At 69.2% G+C, this 25,891-nt stretch carries 20 protein-coding genes and 1 tRNA gene; 14 read left to right on the top strand and 7 right to left on the bottom strand.

Annotated features, from left to right (window positions below; translation table 11 throughout):
• Positions 1-51: 51 nt before the first annotated feature.
• Genes FQ377_RS06450 through FQ377_RS06435 form a run of 4 tightly spaced genes read left to right on the top strand, consistent with a single transcriptional unit; the run spans position 52 to position 4,140 of the window.
• Positions 52-1,461 (top strand): aldehyde dehydrogenase family protein, encoded by a 1,410-nt coding sequence (locus FQ377_RS06450; RefSeq protein ID WP_148600405.1) that lies wholly within the window; start codon positions 52-54, stop codon positions 1,459-1,461.
• On the top strand, positions 1,461-3,032 hold the full coding sequence (locus FQ377_RS06445; RefSeq protein ID WP_148600404.1) for a PfkB family carbohydrate kinase: 1,572 nt from the start codon (positions 1,461-1,463) through the stop codon (positions 3,030-3,032). Before FQ377_RS06450 ends, FQ377_RS06445 begins: the two co-directional genes overlap by 1 nt.
• Complete coding sequence (locus FQ377_RS06440) at positions 3,029-3,892, top strand: glycosyltransferase family 2 protein (RefSeq protein ID WP_148600403.1); 864 nt, start codon at positions 3,029-3,031, stop codon at positions 3,890-3,892. The genes FQ377_RS06445 and FQ377_RS06440 overlap by 4 nt, the downstream gene beginning before the upstream one ends.
• Positions 3,893-3,951: 59 nt before the next feature.
• Entirely contained in the window at positions 3,952-4,140 is a 189-nt protein-coding gene (locus tag FQ377_RS06435) for a DUF2795 domain-containing protein (protein ID WP_148600402.1), read from the top strand.
• 85 nt (positions 4,141-4,225) lie between these two features.
• On the opposite strand, the gene FQ377_RS06430 is transcribed toward FQ377_RS06435, so the two are convergent.
• From FQ377_RS06430 to FQ377_RS06415, 4 genes are read right to left on the bottom strand one after another with little or no spacing between them, the layout of a single operon-like run.
• Positions 4,226-5,512: a M20 family metallo-hydrolase gene (locus tag FQ377_RS06430; RefSeq protein WP_148600401.1), complete on the bottom strand. Its 1,287-nt coding sequence runs from the start codon at positions 5,510-5,512 to the stop codon at positions 4,226-4,228.
• On the bottom strand, positions 5,509-7,203 hold the full coding sequence (locus FQ377_RS06425) for an amidohydrolase (protein ID WP_148600400.1): 1,695 nt from the start codon (positions 7,201-7,203) through the stop codon (positions 5,509-5,511). Before FQ377_RS06425 ends, FQ377_RS06430 begins: the two co-directional genes overlap by 4 nt.
• On the bottom strand, positions 7,200-8,870 hold the full coding sequence (locus tag FQ377_RS06420; RefSeq protein ID WP_148600399.1) for a thiamine pyrophosphate-binding protein: 1,671 nt from the start codon (positions 8,868-8,870) through the stop codon (positions 7,200-7,202). Before FQ377_RS06420 ends, FQ377_RS06425 begins: the two co-directional genes overlap by 4 nt.
• Positions 8,871-8,880: 10 nt before the next feature.
• On the bottom strand, positions 8,881-10,203 hold the full coding sequence (locus FQ377_RS06415; protein ID WP_148600398.1) for an MFS transporter: 1,323 nt from the start codon (positions 10,201-10,203) through the stop codon (positions 8,881-8,883).
• A 151-nt stretch (positions 10,204-10,354) separates the two neighbouring features.
• Here FQ377_RS06415 and FQ377_RS06410 point away from each other — a divergent pair, with 151 nt between their 5' ends.
• Entirely contained in the window at positions 10,355-11,569 is a 1,215-nt protein-coding gene (locus FQ377_RS06410) for a helix-turn-helix domain-containing protein (protein ID WP_148600397.1), read from the top strand.
• Between the two features lie 302 nt (positions 11,570-11,871).
• Positions 11,872-13,308: an MFS transporter gene (locus tag FQ377_RS06405; protein ID WP_148600396.1), complete on the top strand. Its 1,437-nt coding sequence runs from the start codon at positions 11,872-11,874 to the stop codon at positions 13,306-13,308.
• A 23-nt stretch (positions 13,309-13,331) separates the two neighbouring features.
• Here the strand turns inward: FQ377_RS06405 and FQ377_RS06400 are convergent, their stop codons facing one another.
• Entirely contained in the window at positions 13,332-14,066 is a 735-nt protein-coding gene (locus FQ377_RS06400; RefSeq protein ID WP_148600395.1) for a hypothetical protein, read from the bottom strand.
• A gap of 99 nt (positions 14,067-14,165) precedes the next feature.
• Positions 14,166-14,238: transfer RNA gene (locus FQ377_RS06395), tRNA-Lys, on the bottom strand.
• Positions 14,239-14,408: 170 nt separating this feature from the next.
• On the opposite strand from FQ377_RS06395, the gene FQ377_RS06390 reads away from it, so the two are divergent.
• Positions 14,409-15,443: a 2-hydroxyacid dehydrogenase gene (locus FQ377_RS06390; RefSeq protein ID WP_148600394.1), complete on the top strand. Its 1,035-nt coding sequence runs from the start codon at positions 14,409-14,411 to the stop codon at positions 15,441-15,443.
• On the opposite strand, the gene FQ377_RS06385 is transcribed toward FQ377_RS06390, so the two are convergent.
• Complete coding sequence (locus tag FQ377_RS06385) at positions 15,427-15,891, bottom strand: hypothetical protein (RefSeq protein ID WP_262364310.1); 465 nt, start codon at positions 15,889-15,891, stop codon at positions 15,427-15,429. The two genes, FQ377_RS06390 and FQ377_RS06385, sit on opposite strands and share 17 nt — an antisense overlap.
• A 179-nt stretch (positions 15,892-16,070) precedes the next feature.
• Between FQ377_RS06385 and ilvD the strand changes: the two genes are divergently transcribed.
• From ilvD to metG, 7 genes are all read left to right on the top strand, one after another.
• Positions 16,071-17,774 carry a dihydroxy-acid dehydratase gene (gene ilvD / locus FQ377_RS06380; protein WP_148600393.1) on the top strand — a complete coding sequence of 568 codons (1,704 nt, stop codon included), beginning with the start codon at positions 16,071-16,073 and terminating at the stop codon, positions 17,772-17,774.
• A 320-nt stretch (positions 17,775-18,094) separates the two neighbouring features.
• Complete coding sequence (locus FQ377_RS06375) at positions 18,095-19,993, top strand: acetolactate synthase large subunit (RefSeq protein WP_148600392.1); 1,899 nt, start codon at positions 18,095-18,097, stop codon at positions 19,991-19,993.
• Positions 19,994-19,995: 2 nt separating this feature from the next.
• Positions 19,996-20,508: an acetolactate synthase small subunit gene (gene ilvN, locus FQ377_RS06370; RefSeq protein WP_148600391.1), complete on the top strand. Its 513-nt coding sequence runs from the start codon at positions 19,996-19,998 to the stop codon at positions 20,506-20,508.
• 53 nt (positions 20,509-20,561) lie between these two features.
• On the top strand, positions 20,562-21,587 hold the full coding sequence (gene ilvC, locus FQ377_RS06365) for a ketol-acid reductoisomerase (protein ID WP_148600390.1): 1,026 nt from the start codon (positions 20,562-20,564) through the stop codon (positions 21,585-21,587).
• Positions 21,588-21,722: 135 nt separating this feature from the next.
• Positions 21,723-23,315, top strand: coding sequence for a phosphoglycerate dehydrogenase (serA, locus tag FQ377_RS06360; protein WP_148600389.1), 1,593 nt, complete (start codon positions 21,723-21,725; stop codon positions 23,313-23,315).
• A gap of 17 nt (positions 23,316-23,332) precedes the next feature.
• Entirely contained in the window at positions 23,333-24,259 is a 927-nt protein-coding gene (locus tag FQ377_RS06355; protein WP_148600388.1) for an acetamidase/formamidase family protein, read from the top strand.
• A 46-nt stretch (positions 24,260-24,305) separates the two neighbouring features.
• Positions 24,306-25,880 carry a methionine--tRNA ligase gene (metG, locus tag FQ377_RS06350; protein WP_148600387.1) on the top strand — a complete coding sequence of 525 codons (1,575 nt, stop codon included), beginning with the start codon at positions 24,306-24,308 and terminating at the stop codon, positions 25,878-25,880.
• Positions 25,881-25,891: the final 11 nt, after the last annotated feature.

The following is a 25,891-nucleotide window of genomic DNA, read 5'->3' as shown; positions in this document are numbered from 1 at the left end:
CGTGCAGGGCGACGCGGCCGCTGCAGGACGGATCGAATCCCGAGGAGCACAATGTCCATCGACGCCCAGGTGCACACGCCACGAGCCGAGCAGGACGAGCAGTCCATCGACATCCGGAACCCGGCAGACGGCAGCGAGGTCGGCAGTCTTCGCTGCGCGACGCAGGACGAGGTCACTGCGGCTCTGGGTTCGGCGCGCGCGGCGCAGCCCTCCTGGGCCGCCACCCCTCCGGCCGAACGAGGGGCCGCGTTGCGCCGTGCAGCGGACGCACTGCGTGGGGGCGCGCGGGAACTGGCCGAGCTGAACACCCGCGAGACCGGTAAGCCGCTCGGCGACTCGCTCGGCGGGATCGAGGCGGCGATCTCCACGCTCGAGCAGTACGCCGAGCTGGGCCCGGTGCACCGCGGGCTCAGCCTGCGCGGGGCAGTCACCGCCACCGACTACACCGTCGCCGAGGCGCGCGGGGTGGCCGTCCTCCTGACCCCGTGGAACGACCCGGTGGCCGTTGCCGTCGGGCTCATCGGAGCGGCCCTCGTCACGGGGAACACCGTGATCCACAAGCCCAGCGAACGCTGCCCGCACGTGGGTGAGCTCCTCGGGCGGCTCCTGCAGTCCTCCTTCCCCGACGGCGTACTGACCACCCTCACCGGAGCTGCAGCCGTGGGCCGCATGCTCACCGAGCAGACGGGGGCCGACGTCATCGCGCACGTGGGCTCGAGCGCTGCCGGTGCCAGTATCGCCCGCGCCGCCTCCGTCACCGGTTCACACGTGATCCGCGAGAACGGCGGCAACGATCCGCTCATCGTCGACGCCGACGTCGACCCCGCCTGGGCCGCGGCGCAGGCGGCACTCGGCGCCTTCGCCAACGCCGGCCAGATCTGCACCTCCGTGGAGCGCATCTACGTGCACAGGGACATCGCCGAACCCTTCCTCACCGCCCTGGCCGGCGAGGCGCAGACCCGCAGCGCCAGCGGTACCTTCCCGCCGCTCGTCGACGGCCGCATGCGCGACGCCGTCCAGGCGCACGTCAGCGACGCCATCCACCAGGGAGCGCAGTGCCTCGCCGGTGGTGCCACACCGACAGGCCCCGGCTCCCACTACCCGCCCACCGTCCTCACGGGGTGCACCGACGCCATGACCGTGATGAGCCAGGAGACCTTCGGCCCCGTGGCCCCGGTGACCGTCGTCGAGAGCTTCGAGGAGGGACTCCGACTCGCCGCAGCCGGCCCCTACGGTCTTGCGGCCTCCGTCCTGACGGGAAGCATCGCCCACGCCCAGCAGGCCATCGCCGCGCTCGCGGTCGGCACCGTCAAGGTGAACGCCGTGTTCGGCGGCGCTCCCGGCGGCTCCGCACAGCCGCGGGGGATCAGCGGCGCAGGCTTCGGCTACGGACCTGAGCTGCTCGACGAGTTCGCCCTCGTGAAGGTGGTCCACATCAGTTCCCCGCAGCAGGGCGCCTGATGTCAGGCGCGCAGGGCGGCACGGGCTCACCGGCGGGCACGCCGCCCGGGGACCTGTCCGGTGATCTTTCGGAGGTGCGCGGTCCGGCCGCCTGGGTCCCGGCGGCGATCGCCGCCGAGGCACCGCTCGTGACCGTGGTCGGCGATGCCATCCTCGACGGCTGGTGGAGCGGCACGATCGAGCGCCTGTGCCGGGAGGCACCGGCGCCCGTGGTCGACATCCGGCGGCGCGACTATGCCGCGGGCGGGGCCGCCAACACCGCCATGAATCTCGCTGCCCTCGGGGCGAGGGTGCGCATGTGCGGGGTGATCGGGGCGGACGATGCCGGGGACCGGCTCCGGGCGATCCTCGAGGAGGCCGGGGTGGGCACCGCGGACCTGCTGCAGGACGAGCGGGTCGCCACGACCACCAAGTACCGGATCGTCGGTGCCGGCCAGGTGATGCTCCGGATCGACGACACGCACGAGGAGCCTCCGACGGCGGCCGTCGACCTGCTGGCGGAACGGATCCCCGCAGCCGTGGCGGGCTGCGACGCCGTCGTCGTCTGCGACTACGGCACGGGACTCCTCGATGCCACGGTCCGCGAGGCGCTCAGCGGCGTGACGACGCGCGACCCGGATCTGCTGGTGGTCGTCGACGCGCACGACACCGCAGCCTGGTCCGCGCTCCGGCCGGACATCGTCACGCCCAACGCGCAGGAGGCGGCGGCCGTCCTCGACCTGCGCCTCGATCCCCGGTCCGACCGCGCAGGCCGCGTGGCGGCGCGGCGCGACGAGCTGTTGGCGGCCACCGGAGCGGGCGCCGTCGTCGTGACCCTCGATCGCGACGGCACCGTGCTGCTCGGCCGGGACGGCGAGGACCACCGGACCTGGGCCAGACCGGCCGACGAGAAGCAGGCGTCCGGCGCGGGGGACACGTTCGTCGCGAGTCTCACGGCTGCTCGCGCCGCCGGCCTGCCACTGTCCACGAGCCTCGATCTGGCGCAGGCCGCCGCCGACGTCGTCGTGCACCGGCCCGGCACCTCCGTGTGCACGACGGCGGATCTCACGCGGCATCTGCAGTCGTTCGCGGACACGGCGCTCACCACCGCGGAACTGGTGCGCAGGGTCGAGGAGGACCGCGCGGACGGCAAGCGGATCGTGCTCACCAACGGCTGCTTCGACGTGCTGCACCGCGGGCACACGCGCTATCTCAATCAGGCGAAGCAGCTCGGCGACGTCCTCGTGGTGGCGCTGAACGACGACGACGGCGTGCGCCGCCTCAAGGGTCCGGACCGGCCCATCAACCCCATCGCCGACCGCGCCGGGATCATCGCGTCCCTGAGCTGCGTGGACTACGTCAGCGTGTTCAGCACCGACACCCTCGTGCCGCTCATCGACCTCCTGAAGCCGGACGTCTACGCCAAGGGCGGCGACTACACGGCGCAGATGCTGGAGGAGACCCCCAGTGTGGAGGCCAATGGCGGTCGGGTCAGCATCCTCGACTATGTGCCCGAGCGCTCCACCGCGGCGGTCGTGCGCCGGATCCGGTCGCTGCCCGTGCCTCTGCCCACGATCGATGATGCCCAGTGACGCCCCGCTCGTCCGGCCAGTGGGCCTCCGGGGAGCCGGGGCGCGAACCGCTCGTCGACGTGCTGATCCCGTCCTACGGGCGGCCCGGGGAACTGGCCGTCACCCTGTCCGGGCTCGCGGCCCAGGAGGGTGTGCCCTTCCGCGTCGTCGTGAGCGACCAGAGCGAGGGCGATGACCTGCCCTTCGACCAGTCGGCGGTACGGGCCATGGTCCGGGTCCTGCGGGCCCAGGGCCGCACCGTGCAGCTCGAGAGGCATCTGCCCCGTCGCGGACTGGCCGAGCAGCGCAGTTTCCTCCTCTCCCTGGCGAGTGCGCCGTCCGTCCTCTTCCTCGACAACGACGTCTGGCTGGAGCCGGGGTCGCTGGAGCGGATGAGCCGGGCACTGCGCCGGGCGGGCTGCGGTTTCATCGGCTCCGCCGTCCAGGGACTGTCCTATCTCGACGACAGCCGGCCCGACGAACGGACCACGCTGAGTCTGTGGCCCGACGACGTGGTGACCCCGGAGCGGATCCGTGAGGGCACCGAGGGCTTCGAGCGCTGGCCGCTGCACAACGCCGCGAATCTTGCCCATGCCGCCTTGGAGCTCGCCATCCCTCCGGGCGAGTGGCGGCTCTACCGCGTGGCCTGGGTGGGCGGCTGCGTCCTGTTCGACCGGCAGGCTCTGCTCGACGTCGGCGGGTTCGACTTCTGGGACCGATTGCCGGCCGAGCATGCGGGGGAGGACGTCGCGGTGCAGTGGCGCGTCATGGAGCGCTTCGGTGGCGCCGGCATCATCCCGTCGGGTGCCGTGCATCTCGAGGCGCCCACCACGGTGACGGACCGTGGCACAGACGCTGCCCGGGTGATCCTGGGTCAGTGAAGAAGGTGCTCCGCCCGGGAGCACCTGCAGGAGATGGAACCGACACGAAGGAGCACCACATGGCAGATCCGAGCCCGATCGACCTGCAGAAGGCGCTGGGCGGCATGGAGTACCCGGCGTCCAGGGACGATCTCGTGAAGCACGCCAAGGACAACGGTGCGGACCCGTCGGTCATGGAGACCCTCCAGGGGCTTCCCGACCGCCAGTTCGACTCACCGGCGGACGTGAACAAGGACGCCTCGAACTAGGAGTTCTTCCCACTGACGGTGGTGGTCCGGCCGAGGACCGCCACCGTCGGCGAGCCTTTGTCGGGAGGACCCGACCGCGGACCGGCTAGTCACCTGGGACGAAGTCGCCGGCGACGACGCGCCGGAGCAGATCGGTGAACAGGTCGACGCCGGCGAGCATGTCCTCGTCGCTGGTGAGCTCCTTCTCGTTGTGGGAGATACCCTCCACGCTCGGGACGAAGAGCATGATCGTAGGGACGATGTCCTTCATGTTCGTCGAGTCGTGGCCCGCCAGGGTGCGGACGGTCCCGTGGGTCAGGCCCAGTTCCTCTGCCGCTGCGGCGGCCAGCACCATGCCGGAGGCGTCATAGGCCTTCGATGCCCAGATGTGCTCGGCGCCCCGCTCGATCGAGACGTCGGCGCGCTCCTCGATGGCCGCGACCCGCCGGTGGAGTTCGGCATCGGCCGCGGAGAGCACATCGGGGTCGGTGCTGCGTAGATCGACGAGCAGGTCCACGCGGCTGGCCACCACGACGGGCGAGTTCGGGAACACCGTGAACTCGCCACACGAGGTGATGACCGCGTGCTCGTCCGTGGAGAAATCGTCGGCGATGTCGCGGGCCGCGGCCACCAGCAGCGATGCGCCGAGCAGGGCATCGTGGCGATCGGCGATGACGGTGGCGCCGGTGTGCGCCTGCTCGCCGTGCACGACGAACTCGTACTTGTTCGCACCCCAGGTGGATTCGACCAGACCGATGGTGAGCCCGTGGTCCTCCAGCGAACGCCCCTGTTCGATGTGGATCTCCAGGTAGGCGGCGACGTCCAGGCTGAAGTCGCCCACGGTGCCGATCGACTCCAGCGCCTCACGCACCGTGGTGCCGTGCGGGTCGGTGGTGGCGAGGACCTGCTCGGCGGTGAGCTTGCCGGTGAACACGGCACTGCCCATCAGCGAGGGCTTGAACCGGCAGCCCTCCTCGTTGAACCAGTTGATGACAGCGATGTTGAAGACCGGTGGCAGTGCGGTGGCCGGCGTGCCCTGGAGGCGGATGGCCGCATGTGCCGCCGCGAGCACGCCGTAGGCGCCGTCGAAGCGCCCGCCCAGCGGCTGGGAATCGAGGTGGGAGCCCATTGCCACGTAGGGCGCCCCGGGAACGAGTTCGAGCAGCGCGAACTGATTGCCGACGGCGTCGTAGCGGACCTCGAAGCCGTGGCCCTCCACGAGGCCGCGGAACCAGTTCCGCGTCTGCCCATCGGCCGCCGTGCCGGCCTGGCGGTCCACCCCTCCACCCATGGTGGCTCCGAACGTGCTCATCGAGCGGAAATCGGCGAGGAAGGCGCGCGCAGCCGCGGCGGCGTCCTCGGAGTCGGTGGGCCGGGTCGTTGCAAGACTCATGCTGGGGTTCCCTTCGGGAGGTCGGGGATGAAGGTGGTATGGGTGAAGCGGCCGCCGACGATCGTGGCCAGGACGTCGAGGGCGGCGATGTCCGGCACGTCCAGCGGCGAACCGGAGAGGACGACGAGGTCGGCGAGCTTGCCGGTGCGCAGGGTGCCCTTGTCCTCCGCGGTGCCGGTGGCGGCGGCGGCCCAGCAGGTGTAGGCGCGCAGCGCCTCCTCGGGAGAGAGGCCCTCGAGGGGGGTGCCGTCGTCGTGCACTCCTCCCAGGACGCGGCCCGTGGAGGTGCGGCGGTCGACCCAGGCCTGCAGGCCACGGCGGACACTGTTGTCGGAGACCGGGAGATCGGAGGAGCCGGCGAGTATCCCGCCGGCGTCGACGATGGTGCGCCCGCGGTAGAGCCAGCCCTCGCGGTCGGGGCCCACGAGCTGGGCCATCTGGTCCCCGAGCGGGCCGATGAAGGCGGCTTGCGGGGTGACCGCGATGCTGTGATCTGCGGCGAGGACGACCTGATCCGGCCGCGCGATACCGAAGTGTTCGATCCGATTGGGCAGCGGATTGTGCCCGTATGCCTCCTGGCAGCCGATGACGATCTCCAGGGCGAGGTCGATCGCCGCGTCGCCGATGGCGTGCAGGGCGATCGGCCAGCCGGCGCGGTACGCGGCGGTGACCTTCTCGCGGTAGCTGGCGGCGTCATCGAGCAGATAGCCGTGATTGTGCGGGTGGCCGCAGAAGTCCTCGGTGACGGCTGCGGTGGCGCCGAGCAGCGAACCGTCCAGGAACACCTTCACCGGGCCGAGCGAGACCCAGTCGTCGCCGAACCCGGCACCGAGGCCTAGGTCCAGGCCGCGGCCGGTGGACCCGTGGAGGTCCTCGGTGTGGCCCGTGACCTCGTGCAGGGCGTCGAGGGTGGGCATCAGCTGGGCACGGGCGTGGAGGCGGCCGGTGCGGCGGGCGTGCTGATAGGCGTCGACCTCCAGCGGGCTGTGGCCGATCCACCCGGCCGCGATGCCGGCCTCGGTGAAGCTCGTGATGCCCTCCATCGCGTAGCGGGCGGTCGCCGCGTCGAGTGCGTCGACGATCACCTCACGGGAGTAGGGCAGCAGCAGCGACTGCACGAGTCCCTGGGCTGCCTCCTCGACGACGCCGGTGGGGCGGCCGTGCGCGTCGCGGACGACGGCACCGCCCACCGGGTCCTCGAACCCCGGCTCCAGCGCGCCGGCCAGGGCCAGCGTGGCAGTGTTCGTGATCGCCTGATGGCCGGAGACGTGGCGCAGATAGAGTGGCCGGTTCCCGGTGATCGCATCGAGGCGGGCGATGTCCGGGAAGGCTCCGCCGTGGTGTTCGTGGTTGAACCCGGTGCCGTGCAGCCACGCGTCCGCGCCCCCGAGATCCTCGAGCCGGGCGGTCTCGGCCTCCAGCAGGATGTAGAGCTCATCCAGGCCGCGGGCGTGCTGCAGGTCCACCGACTCCAGTCCGAGTCCCCACCAGGTGGTGTGGCAGTGGGCGTCGATGAACCCGGGCACGATCGTGGCGCCGGCCAGGTCGAGCTCGGCGGTGGCGGTGCAACCGGCGAGCTCGTCGTCGAAGCCTGCGATCCGCCCGTGCAGGATGCCGATGGCGTGGGCGCGGGGGCGCTCGTCCTCGAGGGTGATGATGTGGGCGCCGCGCAGGATCAGGTCCAGGTTCATGCGGGCGGCTCCTCGGGACGAGGTGCCGTCGAGGGTGGCATGGTCGTCGGGTCGACGCGCAGGTGCACGAGGGCCGGCACCCGTCGGACCGAGACGGCATCGAGCGCGCGGTCGAGGGCGCCGCCGACGTCGGCGGTGGTGCGCACGTCCTCACCGTGACCGCCGAAGCTGCGGACCAGTGCGGCGAACTCGGGATTGGCCATGGCCGTGCCCGACGGACGACCGGGGTAGTGCCTCTCCTGATGCTGAACGATCGTGGCGAACACCCCGTTGTCCACCACGACGATCAGCGGGGCAGAGCGATGGGCGAGCGCGACGGCGAGCTCCTGGCCGTTCATCAGGAAATCTCCGTCGCCGCAGACCGCCACGATCACCCGGTCCGGGTGGATCAACGAGGCGGCGACGGCCGCGGGGACCGAGACACCCATGGCGCCGTTGCGTGGGCCGACCAGGGTGCCCGGCCCGGCGTGCGTGAGAAACCGGTGGCCCCAGAGCGTGGTGTTGCCGGATCCGTACGTGACGATGCGGTCCGCGGGCAGCTTCTGCTCCAGCAGACCGAAGGCCACGGAGAGGTCGACGCCGGTGGCCGGTTCCTCGGGGACGGGTGTGGCGAAGCGGCGCTGGGCCGCTGCGAGCTTGTCCATCCAGCCGGGGCCGCGGGATCCACGGGCGGCTCCCGGATGAGGCAGAGCGGCGGTGAACGAGGCCGGCGTGGCCACGAGCTGTTGGTCGATCCGACCGGCATGGGTGGCCGCGTTCGGGTCGGGCAGGACGACGACGGTCTGCGCCTCGAGGCCGAGCGTGTACCCGTCGGAGGGGACGTCGGAGCGACCGCAGCCGGCGAAGACCAGCAGATCGGCCTGCGCCACGCTGTCGGCAAGCGCGTCGGAACGGTAGTAGCCCAGGTAGCCTGCCCAGGCGCCGGAGGTGTGCGGGACGGCGTCGTGCGCGCGCCAGTCGGCGGCCACCGGGACGTGTGCCGCCTCCGCCCATGCGGCCAGGGCTGTCCCGGCGTCCGTGCTCCCGACCGCGTCGATCCAGCCCTCGCCCCCCGCGATGACGAGGGGCCGTTCGGCGGCGGCCAGCCGGGCGGCGAGTTCGTCGACGGCCGCTGCGTCGGGGGACGGTGCAGGTACCGGACGCGGGGCCACGGGCCCGGATCCGGTTCTGCGCACCAGCACGTCCTCGGGCAGTCCCACGACCACGGGCCCGGGCCGGCCGGAGGAAGCCGCGTGCAGGGCCTCGGCCACCACCTCGGCAGCGCGGTGTTCGTCGTCGAGCACGATGACCCGCTTGGCGGTGGTGCCGAACCAGCCCTCCAGGCTGAACTCCTGGAAGGAGTCGCGTCCGCGGTCGGCCACCGGGATGAGACCGACGAAGAGCACCAGGGGCGTGGCGTCCTGCCAGGCAGTGTGCACGGCGATCATCGCGTTCGCAGCGCCCGGGCCACGGGTGACCATGACGATGCCGGGGACGCCGGTCAATCGGGCTTCGGCCAGTGCCATGAATCCTGCGCCGCCCTCGTGGCGGGCGACTATGGTGCTGATCGGTGAATCGTGCAACCCGTCGAGGACGTCCAGGAAGCTCTCCCCGGGCAGGGAGTAGACGCGGGCCACGCCCTGGGCCTCGAGCTGGCGGACGAGCAGGTGACCTGCGGAGATGCTCATGCGGGCCCCCTTAGTGCTTGAAGCCGGGCAGGTCGACGCTCATGCGCGGTGCGAGGTATCCGGCGACGGCGGTGAACAGCGACAGCACGATGAGGATGACGGCTGCGGGCCACCAGTGCTCGTCGGCAGCCGCGGTGACGCTGACCGCCAGCAGTGGGATGAACCCGGAGAGCATGCCAGCCACGTTCTGGGAGAACCCCACACCGGTGTAGCGGGTGGACGCAGGGAACAGCCCGGTCAGCACGGTGCCTGATGCGGCGTACGGAAGGGACAGCGTTGCCACGGCCACGACCACACCCAGGACCACCAGCACCTCGTTGCCGCTGGCGACCAGGAGGAATGCCGGCACGGCAACGACCGCGGAGAGCAGCCCTCCGTAGATGATGACCTTGCTGCCGCCGAAGCGTTCACCCAGTCGTCCGCCGATGAGCAGCACCGGGATCTCGACGACGGCGGCGATGATCGTTGACAGCAACATCAGCGACGCGCTGTATCCCAGGACGGTCGTGCCGTAGTAGACCATGAACGCGGTGACCAGGTAGAAGCCCCCCACGCCCAGCAGGGCGGCGGCCATACCGACGATGATGTGCTTCCAGCTCTGCGTGAGGACGGTGCGGATCGGGGCCTTCTCCGTGGCTCCGGCCTCCATCAACTCCGTGAAGACCGGGGATTCGTCCAGCCGTGAACGGATGTACAGGGCCAGCAGGAGCATCGGGAAGGCAGCCAGGAACGGGATACGCCAGCCGAAGGAGGTGAAGGACTCCTGCGAGAAGTACAGCGTTGCCAGGAAGAAACCGCCGGAGGAGAGGATGGTGCCGATCGGCGAGCCGATCTGCGGCAGGGCGGCGTAGCGGGCCCGCCGCTTCAGTGGGGCGTTCTCCACCACGATCGTCATGGCCCCGGACCATTCACCACCGACGAACAATCCCTGGAAGATGCGCAGCAGAACCAACAGGATGGGTGCAGCAACCCCGATTGCCGCGTAGTCGGGTAGCAGCCCGATCAGTCCGGTGATGACACCGATGCCCACGATCGTGATCATGAGGGTCTTGCGCCGACCGATCCTGTCGCCCATCGCGCCGAAGAACATGCCGCCGAGGGGCCGGGCCACCAGGCCCACACCGAAGGTCGCGAAAGAGGCCATCGCGGCAGCCGTGGCATTCTCGTTGGTGAAGTAGTGGACGTTGAAGATGAGCGCCGCGGCGGCACTGAAGAGGAAGAAGTCGTACCACTCCATAGCGGTACCGACGAGGGCGCCGATGGCGACCTTGGTGGCCTCCTTGTCGGTGACCTGGTGTGTCGCGCCCGCTTCGAGGTTCGTTGACTGGGTCATGTAGTGCCTCCACACTGGTGCTCGGGGCAGGACGGCAAGGGTGCCGTGCCCGTGATACCCATCAGTCTCCCAGTGTGAGGGGCGTCACCCCAAGGGGCGTTCCGTACGGGTTTAGCTGCGCGCCATGTGCAAAAGCACATAAACTGGCATCATGATCTCTGCACTGGGGCCGCGGATTGTGAGAAGCAATGTCGTGGCTGCGGAACCCGACTCCACGCGCTGGAACACCCTGCTCGACGGGCTCAGGGTGGAAGCGCTGACGGACGAATTCCTCTCGCGTGTCCTCCGCCTGCCCCACTACAGGGATGCCCAGCTGCCGGCCGCCGAGATCCGCCGTACGGGCGAGCAATCCTTCGAGGCCTTGATCCGTAGCCTCCGTTCCACCCATCCCTCGGGCGCTCCAGCGGATTCGGAGGAACTGCGCAGCATCAAGCTGGACATCGCCACGGACGTCGGGGTGTCCCGTGCGCGCGCCGACATCCCCGTCGATGCGCTGATGACGGCCATCCGCCTCGATTTCTCTGTCCTCTGGGACGCACTGATGGCCCTGTCCGGACCCGACGACGCCCCGCTGCTCGTCGCACGGGCAGACACCGTGTGGCAGGTGGTCGACGCGTACGCCAGCCAGACGCAGGGCGCCTATATCGCCGAACGTCAGCGGATGACCACCGAAGCCTCATCAGTGCGACAGGGACTGGTCGCATCCCTCTTCGGAGTGAGCGCTGCATCCGCGACCGTCGTCGAGCGGGCCGCCACCGCACTCGGCCTCGGGGCGGACCAACGCCTGTCGGTGGCCGTCGCCGCCGGGGAGAACGCCGGTGCCCTCCGGGTGAGCATCGCCCTCGCCGCACGCCGCGGCGCCGAGGTGTTCACCCACCCCTTCGCCGACGCGCTGCTGGCCTTCTGGCCCACCGACGCGCAGCCGGGAGCTGCGCTGCACGATCTCGGAGAACGGAGTGCCGCCCTGCGCTGCGGCCTCGTCGACGACGTCGTGGGCCTCACCGGCCTGCATGACGCCGGCGAACTGGCTCTCGAGCTCGCCCGCCTGGCGACCGAGGCCGATGACACAGCCCTGCGCCTGCAGACCGACTGGGCCCGGCTCGCCAGGTCCCGGCTGGGGGCCGACGGCATCAGGCTGGCGGCCGACGTCGATGCGGCGCTGGCCGGATGCGGGCAGGTGGAACGGGAGCGGCTGGTCGAGACCGCCCGCGCCTATGTGGCCACCGGTAGCATCGCAGCCTCTGCCGAGTCGTTGTTCTGCCACCGGAATACGCTGATGAACCGGATGCGGCGCTTCTCCGCGCTGACCGGCATCGACCTGGCGGTGCCGGTGCAGGCCGCACGGCTCGTCGTCGCCTGGGCGTGAACCTGGCCCGGAGCCCACTGCCGGCACCCGCACTGTTGTGCCATTGACGGAAGGGGTTGGACTGGAATGCTCGGCACCTTACGCACAGTGGTGCCGCACGACCTCCCGGTCACGTTGTGGTCCAGACGGAGGGCGATGATACTGAGAAGTGGCGGTTCGATCCTCGGACCGCACGAGGATGAGATGCTGCCGGGGCCGGCAAGCTCCGGGTCGAGACCCAGGGCTGTCGGGCAGCGCGAAATTCATCGCGGGACGTCGTCGACGCCTCCAAGCACCCTCAGCGGAACCGGGAGGAGCAACACATGAGCAACACACTTCCCGTCCCGTGCACAGGGGGCGCCGTCGCCGTGGAGGTCCAGCAGCCGGACGGCCTGAACAAACGTGGAACCCTGATTGCCACGATCCTGGGTTCCAGTTTGGCGTTCGTGGTCGGATCGATCATCAATGTGGCCCTGCCGCAGATCCAGCAGGAGTTCGACGCAGGAGTGACCGGGGCGCAGTGGGTCGTCAACGCCTATCTGTTGCCGCTGGGTGCGCTCGTGCTCATCGGTGGTGCTCTGGGCGACAAGTACGGGCGACGGCGGATCTTCCTGGCAGGGCTGGTGATCTTCGCCGTCGCGTGCATTCTCTGCGCGGTGGCATGGAGCTTCCCGGTGCTGCTGCTCGGACGGGTCCTCGAAGGCGTGGGCGCCGCGATGCTGGCTCCGACGTCCCTGGCGATCCTGGCCGACGCCTTCTCGGGACGCGCACGAGGTGCCGCGATCGGCACCTGGGCCGCCGCCGGTGCGGCAGCCGGCGCCGTGGCACCACTCCTCGGCGGAGTGATCGTCGACGTCGCCGGATGGCGGTGGGCGTTCGTGCTGATGGTGCCGCTCTCGCTGATCGCCCTGGGCGTCGCGTACCGGTCGGTGCGTGAGAGCCGGGCCGATGCCGGGGAGACCTCAGCCCTGGACTGGACGGGTGCCATCATGTCCGGCGTGGGTCTCTTTGCGCTGATCTGGGCGCTGATCGCACTCCCGGACCGCGGCATGACCGGCCTGGTCTGGTTCGCGCTGGGGTCGGGGCTTCTCCTCCTCGCCGGGTTCATCGTCGTCGAACATCGGCTCGGCGATGCGGCCATGACCCCGCTGGTGCTGTTCACCAACCCCACCTTCTCGGGCCTGTCGATCCTGACGTTCTTCCTCTATGCCGCCCTCGGCGGGCTCCTGGTGCTCCTGCCCTACGTACTGATCGAGGAGGTCGGCTACTCCGCCACGCAGGCCGGAGCGGCGATCCTTCCCTTCCCGCTCCTGATGTTCCTCCTCTCACGCTTCGCCGGTGGGACACTGTCGGAACGATTCGGCACGAGGACACTGCTGTCGGTCGGATCCTGCCTGGTCGCCGGCGGTTTCCTGCTGTTCTCGGCTGTCCCGTCGACGGACGTCGACTATTGGCGGCACATCTTCCCGGGGCTCGTCGTCCTCGCCCTCGGGATGGCCACCTCCGTGGCTCCCTTGACCACGGCCGTGCTCAACAGTGTGGGGCAGCGCTACACCGGGGTTGCCTCGGGAGTGAACAATGCCATCTCGCGCATAGCGGGCCTCGTGGCCACCGCCTTCCTCGGACTCGTCCTCATCGGTTCCGCCGACGATCTCCTGGCCGGTTTCGCGGCCGCGGCCTGGGTCGGCGCAGGACTCGCGTTGCTCAGCGCCACGACAGCCTTCGTCCTCGTCCGCGACGCAGCGGATCCACCGGACTGACGCGGTATCTCCAGGTACCGCCGTCAGGCCGGCGATGACCCCCGCCGTGGGCCGATGGCCCCGGCAACGCTTTGCTCGAGGGAGTCGATCGTCGCCTCGGGAAGGACGATCAGTCCGTCCAGTTCGCGGCGCGCCCTGCGGTACGCGGACTGCCGCTCGGCTGCGGTGGCGGCGTCGTCGACGGCCACGGTGACGAGCTTGCGAGCAGTGTCCAGGCGGGCCCGCTCCTCCGCGGTGAAACCGCTGGCCCTGACGCGACGGGCCTCGGTCTCGGCGACCTGGAAGGCAACCCCGTAGGACGTGACCGCGGCGCGGTAGGCAACCAGATCCTCGGCATCCAGGTCTGCTGCGTCCTGTGGTCGGAGGGCATCGGCCTCGCGTTTGGCCCTCAGGAACGCGACGGTCAGCGGCTCCCGGACGTCGGTCATGGTGGGGTAGTCGATCAGCTTCGCGGCGTCGAGCTCATAGGAGAGCCACCTGCGGTCGACGTCGTCGTGCATCGCTTCGACAACCCGTACGGCCCGATCAGTCCCTGACCGGTCGGCCGTCTTCCTGCCGGATTTCTTCCCCGACGGCTCGCGTCGCTGCTCGATCGGTGCAGGGGCAGCGCCCGGATGCTTGAGTCGGTAGATCTCCACCTTCCGGCGATGACGGCGTTCGGTAGCCTCCGACCAGGAGGACCCGAAGGCGAACCACAGGCCCGACAGCGGGAAGACGAGCCACCAGAATTCTGTGGCGAAGGCGAAGAATGCGTTCACGGCACCATCGTAGGCTCCGGTGACGCGGGCGGGGAGAGTGCCGGACAAAACGAAACCCCGTCCGTCAGGCGGCGAGACCTGGCGAACGGGGAATCGAAGTGCACCCCTCGGGACTTGAACCCGAAACCCATTGATTAAGAGTCAATTGCTCTGCCAATTGAGCTAGAGGTGCGTAGCGTTTTCCCTCCCGATTTCACCCGGTCGGCAATCCGCAACAGCACTGAACATTACCAGCACCTGTGCTGAATCATGAAACTCGGTGAGAGGCTGCTCCCCGCGCACGCCCGGGACCGGCTCGCCGAAGCTGAACGCCGCAAGGAACGGACGCACTAGGCTGGCGGCATGACGCCTCCAGAGCCGGCAGCGGATCACCGACCAGTACGCACCCTCAGCGTTCCGACCACCGAGCTCATGGATGCACTGGCCGATGCCTCGCCGAACGTCGACGTGGTGTTCTGGGACTTCCAGGATGTGCCCGACGGCGTCGATCCCTCCGAACTCGACGCCGCCGTCCTGCCGTATGCGGGGGACGCCGTCGTCCTGCCTCCGACGCACCAGCCCGACCTGGCCGGAGCCTTCGCCGGGGCGACCGGGCTGAAGCTGGTCCACACGCAGTCGACGGGCTATGACGGGGTGGTCGATCTCGTGGGCCCGGATGTCGCGATCGCGACCGCCGCGGGAGTTCACGCCGCTGCCACAGCTGAGCTGGCCGTCGGGCTGGCCCTGGCCTCGCTGCGGGGGATCGACGACGCCGTGCGGCAGCAGTCCGACGGCGTCTGGCGCAGTGCCCGCTACCCGGGCCTGGCGGACCGGCGGGTGCTGCTCGTGGGAGTGGGGGGCATCGGTGCCGAGATCGGCAGGCGGCTCGAGACCTTCGACACCGTCCTCACGCGGGTGGGCGGCACTGCCCGCGACGATCACCAGGGGCATGTCCATGCAGGTACCGAACTGGTCGACCTCGCTCCGCACCACGACGTCGTGATCGTCATCACGCCGCTGACGGAGTCGACGCACGGACTCGTCGGCCGGGACGTCCTCGCCGCACTGCCCGACGGCGCCCTCGTGGTCAATGTGGCCCGCGGGGCAGTCGTCGACACCGAGGCCCTGACCCGCGAGGTGGTCTCGGGTCGCCTGCGGGCCGCCCTCGACGTCGTCGATCCGGAGCCCCTACCCGCGGGCCACCCGCTGTGGAGTGCTCCAGGGGCCATCATCACCCCACACAACGGTGGGAACACGGCGGCGTTCCCGCCCCGCATCCTCGCGCTGCTCCGCCGCCAGATCAGCGTGCTCGGGGAGGGCGGGGAACCGCTCAACCTGGTGCAGCAGGGCCCCTGGGGCCGGCGCTCGGCCGGTCGGACCCTCAAGCCCTCGCGATGAAGGCCTCCATGAAGGCCGAGAAGTCGACGACGTCGTCGGACTGCGCGAGCCGCAGGGGAGCGCCGGGTCCGACCGCGAGCACCGGTTCGGGCTCAAGGCTGAACCGGAAGATGCGTCCCACGTTCGTGCCCACCTCGTAGCTCCCGTCCTCCCACTGGAGCGCGTGGGCGAGATTGGTCATGTTCACTTCCGCGGGGACGCCGGCTCCGGTGATACCGGCGAGGTGTGTGGGCGCGATCATGAGTTCGGCGGGCTTCCAGCGGTAGCCCACCACGAAGGCAGTCCGGGGTCCCGACCCGTCGGCGCCGCCACCGCGGGAGGACGCGACCACGAGGTTGTAGTCGCCGTAATTGGGGATCTGTCCGTCGAACACGAGCCGGAAGGCGTCCTTCAGTTCCTGTCCGCCCTCGAGCGGTCGTGTCGGTTCATCGTGCTGTTCGGGAGTCATGTCACGCCGCTTCGCTAGGAGGCTGTCGGTCCGGTTCCGGCAGGGGAACCGATCGCGCTACGTCCGGCAGGCGGGTCGGGAAAGCCCGCGAGATCCACACTGTACCGGAGGGTGCACCGGCTGTAACAGGAGGGTCACAGAGCAAAAGGGGCCTGCGGCAACGGCCTAGACTCTCCCTCATGAGTGTGGAGACGACCCCGGATATCAAGCCCAGAAGCCGTACCGTCACGGACGGTATCCATGCGGCCCCCGCCCGAGGCATGTTCCGAGCGGTGGGGATGGGCGACGACGACTTCGCGAAGCCGCAGGTCGGTGTGGCGAGTTCCTGGAACGAGATCACGCCCTGCAATCTCTCGCTCAACCGACTGGCCCAGGGCGCCAAGGAGGGTGTGCATGCAGGGGGAGGCTTCCCCATGCAGTTCGGCACCATATCGGTCTCCGACGGCATCTCCATGGGTCACGAGGGCATGCACTTCTCCCTCGTCTCCCGGGAGGTCATCGCCGATTCTGTGGAGACCGTCATGGAGGCCGAGCGTATCGACGGCTCCGTGCTCCTCGCGGGATGCGACAAATCGCTGCCGGGCATGCTCATGGCCGCCGCGCGTCTCGATCTGGCCTCCGTGTTCCTCTATGCCGGGACCATCATGCCCGGCTTCGCCAAGCTCGAGGACGGCACGGAGAAGGAGGTCACGCTGATCGACGCCTTCGAGGCCGTCGGCGCGTGTGCTGCGGGCACCATGAGTCTGAAGGACCTCGACAGCATCGAGCGCGCCATCTGCCCCGGCGAGGGCGCGTGCGGCGGTATGTACACCGCGAACACCATGGCGTGCATCGGCGAGGCCCTCGGCATGTCGCTGCCCGGTTCGGCGGCTCCGCCCTCGGCCGATCGGCGTCGCGACCTGTTCGCCCGCAAGTCCGGCGAGGCGGTCGTCAATCTGCTGCGACTGGGGATCACCGCCCGCGACATCATGACCAAGAAGGCCTTCGAGAACGCCATCGCCGTCACCATGGCCTTCGGTGGCTCCACGAACGCCGTCCTGCACCTGCTCGCGATCGCCCGTGAGGCGGAGGTGGAGCTCACCCTCGACGACTTCACCCGTATCGGGGATCGCATCCCGCACCTCGGCGATCTGAAGCCCTTCGGCCGCTACGTGATGTTCGACGTCGACAAGGTGGGCGGCGTCCCGGTGATCATGAAGGCCCTGCTCGACGCCGGCCTGATCCATGGCGACTGCCTCACCGTCACCGGGAAGACGGTCGCGGAGAACCTCGCGGAGATCGACCCGCCGGATCTCGACGGCAAGATCCTGCGGGCCCTCGACAATCCGCTGCACAAGACCGGCGGGATCACCATCCTGCACGGCTCGCTCGCCCCGGAGGGCGCCGTGGTCAAGAGCGCAGGCTTCGACGCCGACGTCTTCGAGGGGACGGCCCGCGTCTTCGAGCGTGAGCAGGGCGCCCTCGACGCCCTCGACGCCGGCGGGATCCGCGCCGGCGACGTCGTCGTGATCCGCTACGAGGGGCCCAAGGGTGGACCGGGCATGCGCGAGATGCTCGCCATCACCGGGGCCATCAAGGGCGCCGGCCTCGGCAAGGATGTCCTCCTGCTCACCGACGGCCGCTTCTCGGGCGGCACCACGGGCCTGTGCATCGGGCACGTGGCACCGGAGGCGGTGGACGGCGGGCCCATCGCCTTCGTGCGCGACGGTGACCGCATCCGGGTCGACATCGCAGCGAAGAGCTTCGACCTCCTGGTCGACGAGTCCGAGCTCGCCCGGCGCAGGGAGGGCTGGGAGCCACTGCCCGCGCGCTATACCAAGGGAGTACTCGGCAAGTACGCCAAGCTGGTGCATTCGGCGTCGACCGGCGCCTATACGGGCTAGCGGGATGGTCCGGTTAGTGTCCACTAACCGGACTAATTCGTCCCACATCGTGAGACGACCAGGGGAGGCGGTTGACACTGTTTCCCTGGGGCGGGGACACTACAGATATGCAGCCCGTATCCGTAGTCGTCATTCTTACCCAGCGCGTGGTCTGAGCCCCGTCCGGTAGACGACTCGAGCCACGCGCAACCCCTCACCAAGCCCCACCGGGCCGAGGGGTTTTTTTGTTGACACGATCTGTCGACAAACCCCATCGCGTGGATGTACGTCCGCAGTCAGAGCAGTAGCAAGGCAGCACCTTTTTCCGAAGGAAGTTCCAGATGTCCAAGGGATCGCCCATCAGCCCAGCACTGCTGGCAGCACGGCCAGCACCTCCGGCAGCGCCCGAACGGGATGCGATTCCGGTGCGGGACACCGCAAAGGTCGTGCCGGCCGGCGCCGTCCGTGGCCCCAACGCCGTCGTCGCTCCCACCCCGATGCTCGGATCGGCGGCGATCGTGAGGTCCCTCGAGGAACTCGGTGTCGACGACGTCTTCGGCCTTCCGGGGGGAGCCATCCTTCCCACCTACGATCCGCTCCTGGCCTCCACCAAGCTGCGCCACATCCTCGTGCGGCACGAACAGGGCGCCGGTCACGCGGCCCAGGGTTATGCCATGGTCACAGGCCGTCCGGGCGTGTGTATCGTGACGTCCGGCCCGGGTGCCACGAACCTGGTCACGGCCCTGGCGGACGCCCACATGGATTCGGTGCCCATGGTCGCCATCACCGGCCAGGTCTCCAGCGCCTTCATCGGCTCCGACGCGTTCCAGGAGGCGGACATCGTCGGCATCACCATGCCGATCACCAAGCACTCCTATCTGGTGACCGACGCGCGTGACATCCCCCGGGTACTCGCCGAGGCCTTCCACATCGCCACCACGGGGCGTCCCGGACCCGTCCTCGTCGATATCGCCAAGGACGCCCAGCAGGCCCAGACGACGTTCTCCTGGCCGCCGAAGATCGAGCTCCCGGGCTACCGTCCGGTGCTCCGCGGTCATGCCAAGCAGGTCCGGGAGGCCGCCCGCCTCATCGCCGAGGCCCAGCGCCCCGTGCTCTACGTGGGTGGTGGCTGCCTCAAGGCACACGCCTCGGCAGAACTCCTGGAGCTCGCCGAACTCGTCGGCGCTCCGGTAGTGACCACGCTGATGGCGCGGGGCGTGTTCCCGGATTCGCACGAGCAGCACGTGGGGATGCCCGGCATGCACGGTTCGGTCTCCGCCGTCACGGCACTTCAGCAGTCGGATCTGCTGATCACCCTCGGTGCGCGCTTCGACGACCGCGTCACCGGGGTGCTCTCCAGCTTCGCCCCGAATGCGAAGGTGATCCACGCGGACATCGATCCTGCGGAGATCTCCAAGAACCGCCTCGCCGACGTGCCGATCGTCGGTTCCGTCAAGGAGATCATCCCCGAACTGACGGGGGCGGTGCGCAGTGCGTTCGAGACCCAGGGACGTCCGGACATCTCCGCGTGGTGGAAGACCATCTCCCGCCTGCAGGCCACCTACCCGGTCGGCTTCACGCAGCCCGACGACGGCCTGTCGGCACCGCAGCAGGTCATCAAGCGCATCGGCGAGCTCACCGGACCGGAGGGCGTCTTCGTCTCCGGAGTGGGCCAGCACCAGATGTGGGCCGCGCAGTTCATCCAGTACGAGCGCCCGCACTCCTGGCTCAACTCCGGGGGCCTGGGCACCATGGGGTACTCGGTCCCCGCGGCGATGGGCGCCAAGGTGGGCGACCCGGATCGCGTGGTCTGGGCCATCGACGGCGACGGCTGCTTCCAGATGACCAACCAGGAGCTCGCCACCTGCGTGATCAACAACATCCCCATCAAGGTGGCAGTGATCAACAACTCCTCCCTCGGGATGGTGCGGCAGTGGCAGACCCTCTTCTACGAGGGCCGCTACTCCAACACGGATCTGAACACCGGGCACGACACGAGGCGTGTTCCCGACTTCGTGAAGCTCGCGGACGCCTACGGGTGCGTGGGTCTGCGCTGTGAACGCGACGAGGACATCGACGCGACCATCCAGCAGGCGCTGGCCATCAACGACCGCCCGGTGGTGATCGACTTCGTGGTGAGCCGCGATTCGATGGTGTGGCCCATGGTCCCCTCGGGCGTCAGCAACGACCTCATCCAGATTGCCCGCGGTATGACACCCACCTGGGAAGAGGAGGACTGACCATGGCACGCCACACTCTCTCCGTGCTCGTCGAGGACGTTCCCGGCGTCCTGACCCGCGTGGCGAGCCTCTTTGCACGCCGCGCGTTCAACATCAACTCCCTCGCCGTCGGACCGACCGAGGTGGCGGGCATGTCCCGCATCACCGTGGTGGTCGAGGCCGAGGGCGACCTGCTCGAGCAGGTGACCAAGCAGCTGAACAAGCTCATCAACGTGCTCAAGATCGTCGAACTGACCACCGAGCAGTCGGTGCAGCGCGACCACGTGCTCATCAAGGTCAAGGCCGACGCCGCGACCCGGCTCCAGGTGACGCAGGCGGCCGATCTGTTCCGGGCATCCGTCGTCGACGTGGCCATCGATTCACTGATCATCGAGGCCACGGGAACCGCGGAGAAGCTCTCGGCACTCCTGTCCGTGCTCGAACCGTTCGGTGTCCGCGAGATCGTCCAGTCGGGCACCCTCGCGATCGGGCGTGGCGCAAAGTCGATGAGCGATCGCGCCCTGCGCAGCGCCTAGCACCCCACGTCTTCCAGACCACCCCCGTACCACCCGATAGAGGAGAAATACCCGTGACCGAGTTGTTCTATGACGACGATGCAGATCTTTCGATCATCCAGGCCCGCACCGTGGCCGTGATCGGCTACGGCAGCCAGGGCCACGCCCACGCGCTGAGCCTGCGTGATTCCGGCGTCGACGTGCGCGTGGGACTGAAGGAGGGCTCCGCGTCGCGGGCCAAGGCCGAGGCCGAGGGTCTCCGTGTACTCTCCGTCGCCGAGGCCACCGCCGAGGCGGACCTGATCATGGTCCTGACGCCGGACCAGGTGCAGCGCCACGTGTACAAGGAGGACATCGCCCCGAACCTGCAGGCCGGTGACGCCCTGTTCTTCGGCCACGGCTTCAACATCCGCTTCGGCTACATCAAGCCCCCGGCCGACGTCGACGTGGCGCTCGTGGCACCGAAGGGGCCCGGGCACATCGTCCGGCGCGAGTTCGAGGCCGGACGCGGGGTCCCCGACCTCATCGCCGTCGAGCAGAATCCCTCCGGGACGGCCCGCGAGCTCGCACTGTCCTACGCCAAGGCCATCGGTGGCACGCGCGCCGGCGTCATCGAGACCACGTTCACCGAGGAGACCGAGACGGATCTCTTCGGCGAGCAGGCGGTACTCTGCGGTGGAGCCTCGCAGCTCGTCCAGTACGGTTTCGAGACGCTCACCGAGGCGGGCTACAAGCCCGAGGTGGCCTACTTCGAGGTGCTCCACGAGCTCAAGCTGATCGTGGACCTCATGGTGGAGGGCGGCATCGCCAAGCAGCGCTGGAGCGTGTCCGACACCGCCGAGTACGGCGACTACGTGTCCGGCCCGCGGGTGATCACCCCGGACGTGAAGGAGAACATGGTCGCCGTCCTGAAAGACATCCAGAGCGGTGCCTTCGCCCAGCGGTTCATCGACGACCAGGACGCCGGCGCCCCGGAGTTCACCGAGCTGCGCAAGAAGGGCGAGGACCACCCGATCGAGGCCACGGGCCGCGAGCTGCGCAAGCTGTTCTCCTGGATCCGGACGAACGACGACTACACCGAGGGCTCCGTCGCCCGCTGACGGCTCCACCCCCTCCGGCAGGACACGTGCTCGACGTCGAGCGCGTGTCCTGCCGCACCTGTGTCCGGGCCCTGATCCCTGTCCTCCCGGCCCGTCCTCCCGCTCAGCCCGCTGATCCAGCCCGAAGGAACCCCCGTGACCTCCAGACCCGTCGTCCTGCTCGCCGAAGAACTCTCTCCCGCCACCGTCGACGCGTTGGGACCGGACTTCGAGATCCGCAGCACCGACGGAGCGGATCGCGAATTGCTGCTCGCAGCGCTGGCCGACGTCGACGCCGTCCTCATCCGCTCCGCCACGCAGCTCGACGCCGAGGCCATCGCCGCGGCCCCGAAGCTCAAGGTCATCGCCCGCGCCGGCGTGGGCCTGGACAACGTGGACATCAGGGCGGCCACGCAGGCCGGTGTCATGGTGGTCAACGCCCCGACGTCGAACATCATCTCCGCGGCCGAACTCACCGTGGGCCACATCCTCAGCCTCGCCCGGCACATCCCGCAGGCCAGCGCAGCGCTCAAGGCGGGCCAGTGGAAGCGCTCGCTGTACTCGGGCAGCGAACTCTACGAGAAGACCATCGGCATCATCGGGTTGGGGCGCATCGGGGCGCTCGTCGCGGAGCGCCTGCAGGGTTTCGGCACGCAGATCCTCGCCTACGACCCCTACGTCACCTCCGCGCGGGCGGCCCAGCTCGGGGTGCAGCTGGTGCCCCTCGACGAGCTGCTCCGCGAGTCCGATTTCGTCACCATCCACATGCCGAAGACCCCGGAGACCATCGGCATGCTCGGCGCCGAGGCCTTCGCCTCGATGAAGGACACCGCGTACGTGGTCAACGTGGCACGCGGTGGTCTCGTGGACGAGGAGGCGCTCCACGAAGCCCTCGAGCAGGGCAGGATCGCGGGCGCCGGCATCGACGTCTTCGTCCAGGAGCCCAGCACCGATCTGCCGTTCTTCGCCCACGAACGCGTGGTGGTGACCCCGCACCTCGGAGCCTCCACCGACGAGGCGCAGGAGAAGGCGGGCGTCTCGGTCGCCCGCTCCGTGCGGCTCGCCCTGGCCGGGGAGCTCGTGCCCGACGCCGTAAACGTGGCCGGCGGTGTGATCGACCCCGCCGTCCGCCCCGGGATCCCGCTCATGGAGAAACTCGGCCGCATCTTCACCGCACTCACGCACGACTCCCTGACGCAGATCGAGATCGAGGTGGCCGGGGAGATCGCATCCCTCGACGTGAAGGCACTCGAACTCGCGGCGCTCAAGGGTGTCTTCACCGACGTCGTCTCCGAACAGGTCTCCTACGTCAACGCCCCGGTGCTGGCGGAGCAGCGCGGTGTCGCCGTCAGGCTCATCACCACCGCCGAGTCCGAGGAGTACCGCAACGTGCTCGTGCTGAGGGGTGCGCTCTCGGACGGGTCGCAGATCTCGGTGGCCGGCACCCTCACGGGCCCCAAGCAGGTGGAGAAACTCGTGGGCGTGAACGGCTACGATCTGGAGATTCCCATCAGCGAGCACCTCGTGGTGCTGCTCTACGCGGACCGCCCCGGCGTGATCGGTACACTCGGCCGGCTGCTGGGGGAGCACGGCATCAACATCGCGGGGATGCAGGTGGCGCGGAGCCAGGAGGGCGGTCAGGCGCTTTCCCTGCTCACCGTGGACAGCTCCGTGCCGCAGGAGGTCCTGGACACCATCCGGACCGAGATCGGGGCGAGCGTGGCGCGCGAAGTGGATCTGCAGGACTGACGACCGTGAGGACACCCATGACCACGCACCACCTGCCGGCCACCGAGGCGACGGCGGTCCAGGTCCTCTCGCGGGACACGCCGGCCGTGCTCCGGGTGGAACCCGGCGACCGCATCGTGGTCGGATCGCTCGATGCGTGGGGCCATCTCGAACGGCAGGCGACGCCGGGAGCGCCGACGCCGTACCGTTTCCCAGATCGCCGGGGACACGCACTGACCGGACCGATCGACGTGACCGGGACAAAACCGGGAGACGTGCTGGCCGTCCGGTTCGAGACCCTCGAGCCGGACGCGTGGGGCTGGACCACGAGCCGGCGCGATGATGACGTGCTGCGCGCTCTGGGCGTCGACGGGCTTGATCCGGCCTGGCTGCTCTGGGACCTCGACAGGACCACCGGCACGGGAACGAACCAGTTCGGGCACACCGTCCTCCTGGCTCCGTTCCTGGGGGTGGTGGGTCTGCCGCCGGCGGAAGCGGGGGAGCACTCCACCACGCCGCCGCGCGCCGCAGGAGGCGGCAACATCGACTGCCGCGAGCTCACGGCCGGCTCCACCCTGTATCTTCCGGTCACGGTGCCCGGCGCGCTGCTGCACCTCGGTGACGGACACGCGGCCCAGGGTGACGGCGAGGTCGGTGGCACGGCGATCGAGTGCGGAATGACCACCACGGTGACGGTCGACGTCGTCCAGGATGCGCCGTTGGAGAGCATCCACGCGGTCACGCTGACCGATCGCATCACTTTCGGGTTCGACGCCGATCTGAATCGGGCCACGACGCAGGCCCTCGGTGCGATGCTGACCTGGATGCAGCAGCTGTACGGGCTGGAGCGGAGGACCGCATTGGCGCTGGCCAGCTCGGTGGTGGACCTGAGGGTCACACAGATCGCCAACCGGACGTGGGGCGTCCACGCCGTCCTGGGGATCGACGCCGTCGGGCTCAGCTGAGCGGCGAACTTGGGCGAATACGCACCGGGCGGGGTAATTTCGTAGGGTGACCTCCCCAGCTGAGACGAAGCCCTCGTACTACCTCACCACGTCCATTTCCTATCCCAATGGCGCCCCGCACATCGGGCACGCCTACGAAACGATCGCCGCCGACGCCCTGGCGCGCTTCAAGCGGCTCGACGGGTACGACGTGAGGTACCTGACGGGCACGGACGAGCACGGCCTGAAGATGCAGCAGACCGCGGACCGCGACGGGATTCCCGTGCGCGAGCTGGCCACCCGCAACGCCCGGGCGTTCCAAGGCATGAACGACACGCTCGGTACCTCCTACGATCGCTTCATCCGCACCACCGACGAGGACCACTACGCGGCTGTCACGGAGATCTGGAAGCGCATGGAGGCCAACGGCGACATCTACCTCGACATCTACGCCGGCTGGTATTCCGTGCGGGACGAGGCGTTCTGGAGCGAGGACGAGACCGAGGTCCGCGACGACGGCGTCCGCTACGCCACGGAGACCGACACGGAGGTCACCTGGACTCAGGAGGAGAGCTATTTCTTCCGCCTCTCGGCCTACCAGCAGAAGCTGCTGGACCTCTACGCCGCGCAGCCGGAGTTCGGAGCCCCGCAGTCCCGGTTCAACGAGGTCATCTCCTTCGTGCAGCGCGGCCTCGAGGATCTCTCCGTCAGTCGCACCACGTTCGACTGGGGCGTTCCCGTGCCGGGGAACGACCGGCACGTCATGTACGTCTGGGTGGACGCGCTCACCAACTATCTGACCGGCGTCGGATTCCCTCACACGGACTCGGAGCTGTTCCGCCGGTTCTGGCCGGCCGACGTGCACGTGATCGGCAAGGACATCTCCCGATTCCACGCCATCTACTGGCCCGCCTTTCTCATGTCGGCCGGGCTCGAGCTCCCCAGGCGCGTGATGATCCACGGACACCTGCACAATCGCGGCGTGAAGATGTCCAAATCGCTCGGCAACACCGTGGCTCCTGCCGACTGGGTGGAGCAGTACGGTCTGGACCAGGTGCGCTTCTTCCTGCTCCGCGAGATCCCCTTCGGGGCGGACGGTTCCTACAGTCACGAGACGGTGATCAGCCGGATGAATGCCGATCTCGCCAACAACTTCGGCAATCTCGCACAGCGCTCGCTGTCGATGGTGGCAAAGAACTGCGACGGCATCGTGCCCGTCCCCGGGAAGCTGACCCCGGCCGACACGGGAATTCTCGACCAGGCCCACGCCCTGCTGGACTCGAACCGCGCCGCCTACGAGCGGCAGGAGTTCTCCCGGGCGCTGGAGGCCGTGTGGCTCGTGCTGGGGGACACCAACGCCTACTTCGCCGAGCAGCAGCCCTGGGTGCTGCGCAAAACCGACCCCGAGCGCATGGCCACCGTTCTCTACGTGACACTGGAGGTCCTCAGGGTCGTGGCGATCCTCACGCAGCCGGTCATGCCCACCAGCTCCGGCCGGATCCTCACCGCGCTGGGCCAGGGGAGCCGCGACGACGACCCCCGCCGCAGCTTCCTCGCCCTGGATCAGCGCATCGAACCGGGGACGCCTCTTCCCGCGCCGAGCCCGGTGTTCCCGAAGTACGAGGAGCCCGCGGAGTCCTGAGGCCCCTCCTA

The organism is Arthrobacter echini, from assembly GCF_008107445.1.
Classification (GTDB): domain Bacteria; phylum Actinomycetota; class Actinomycetes; order Actinomycetales; family Micrococcaceae; genus Arthrobacter_D; species Arthrobacter_D echini_A.
This window is presented reverse-complemented; position numbering and strand designations above follow the sequence as displayed.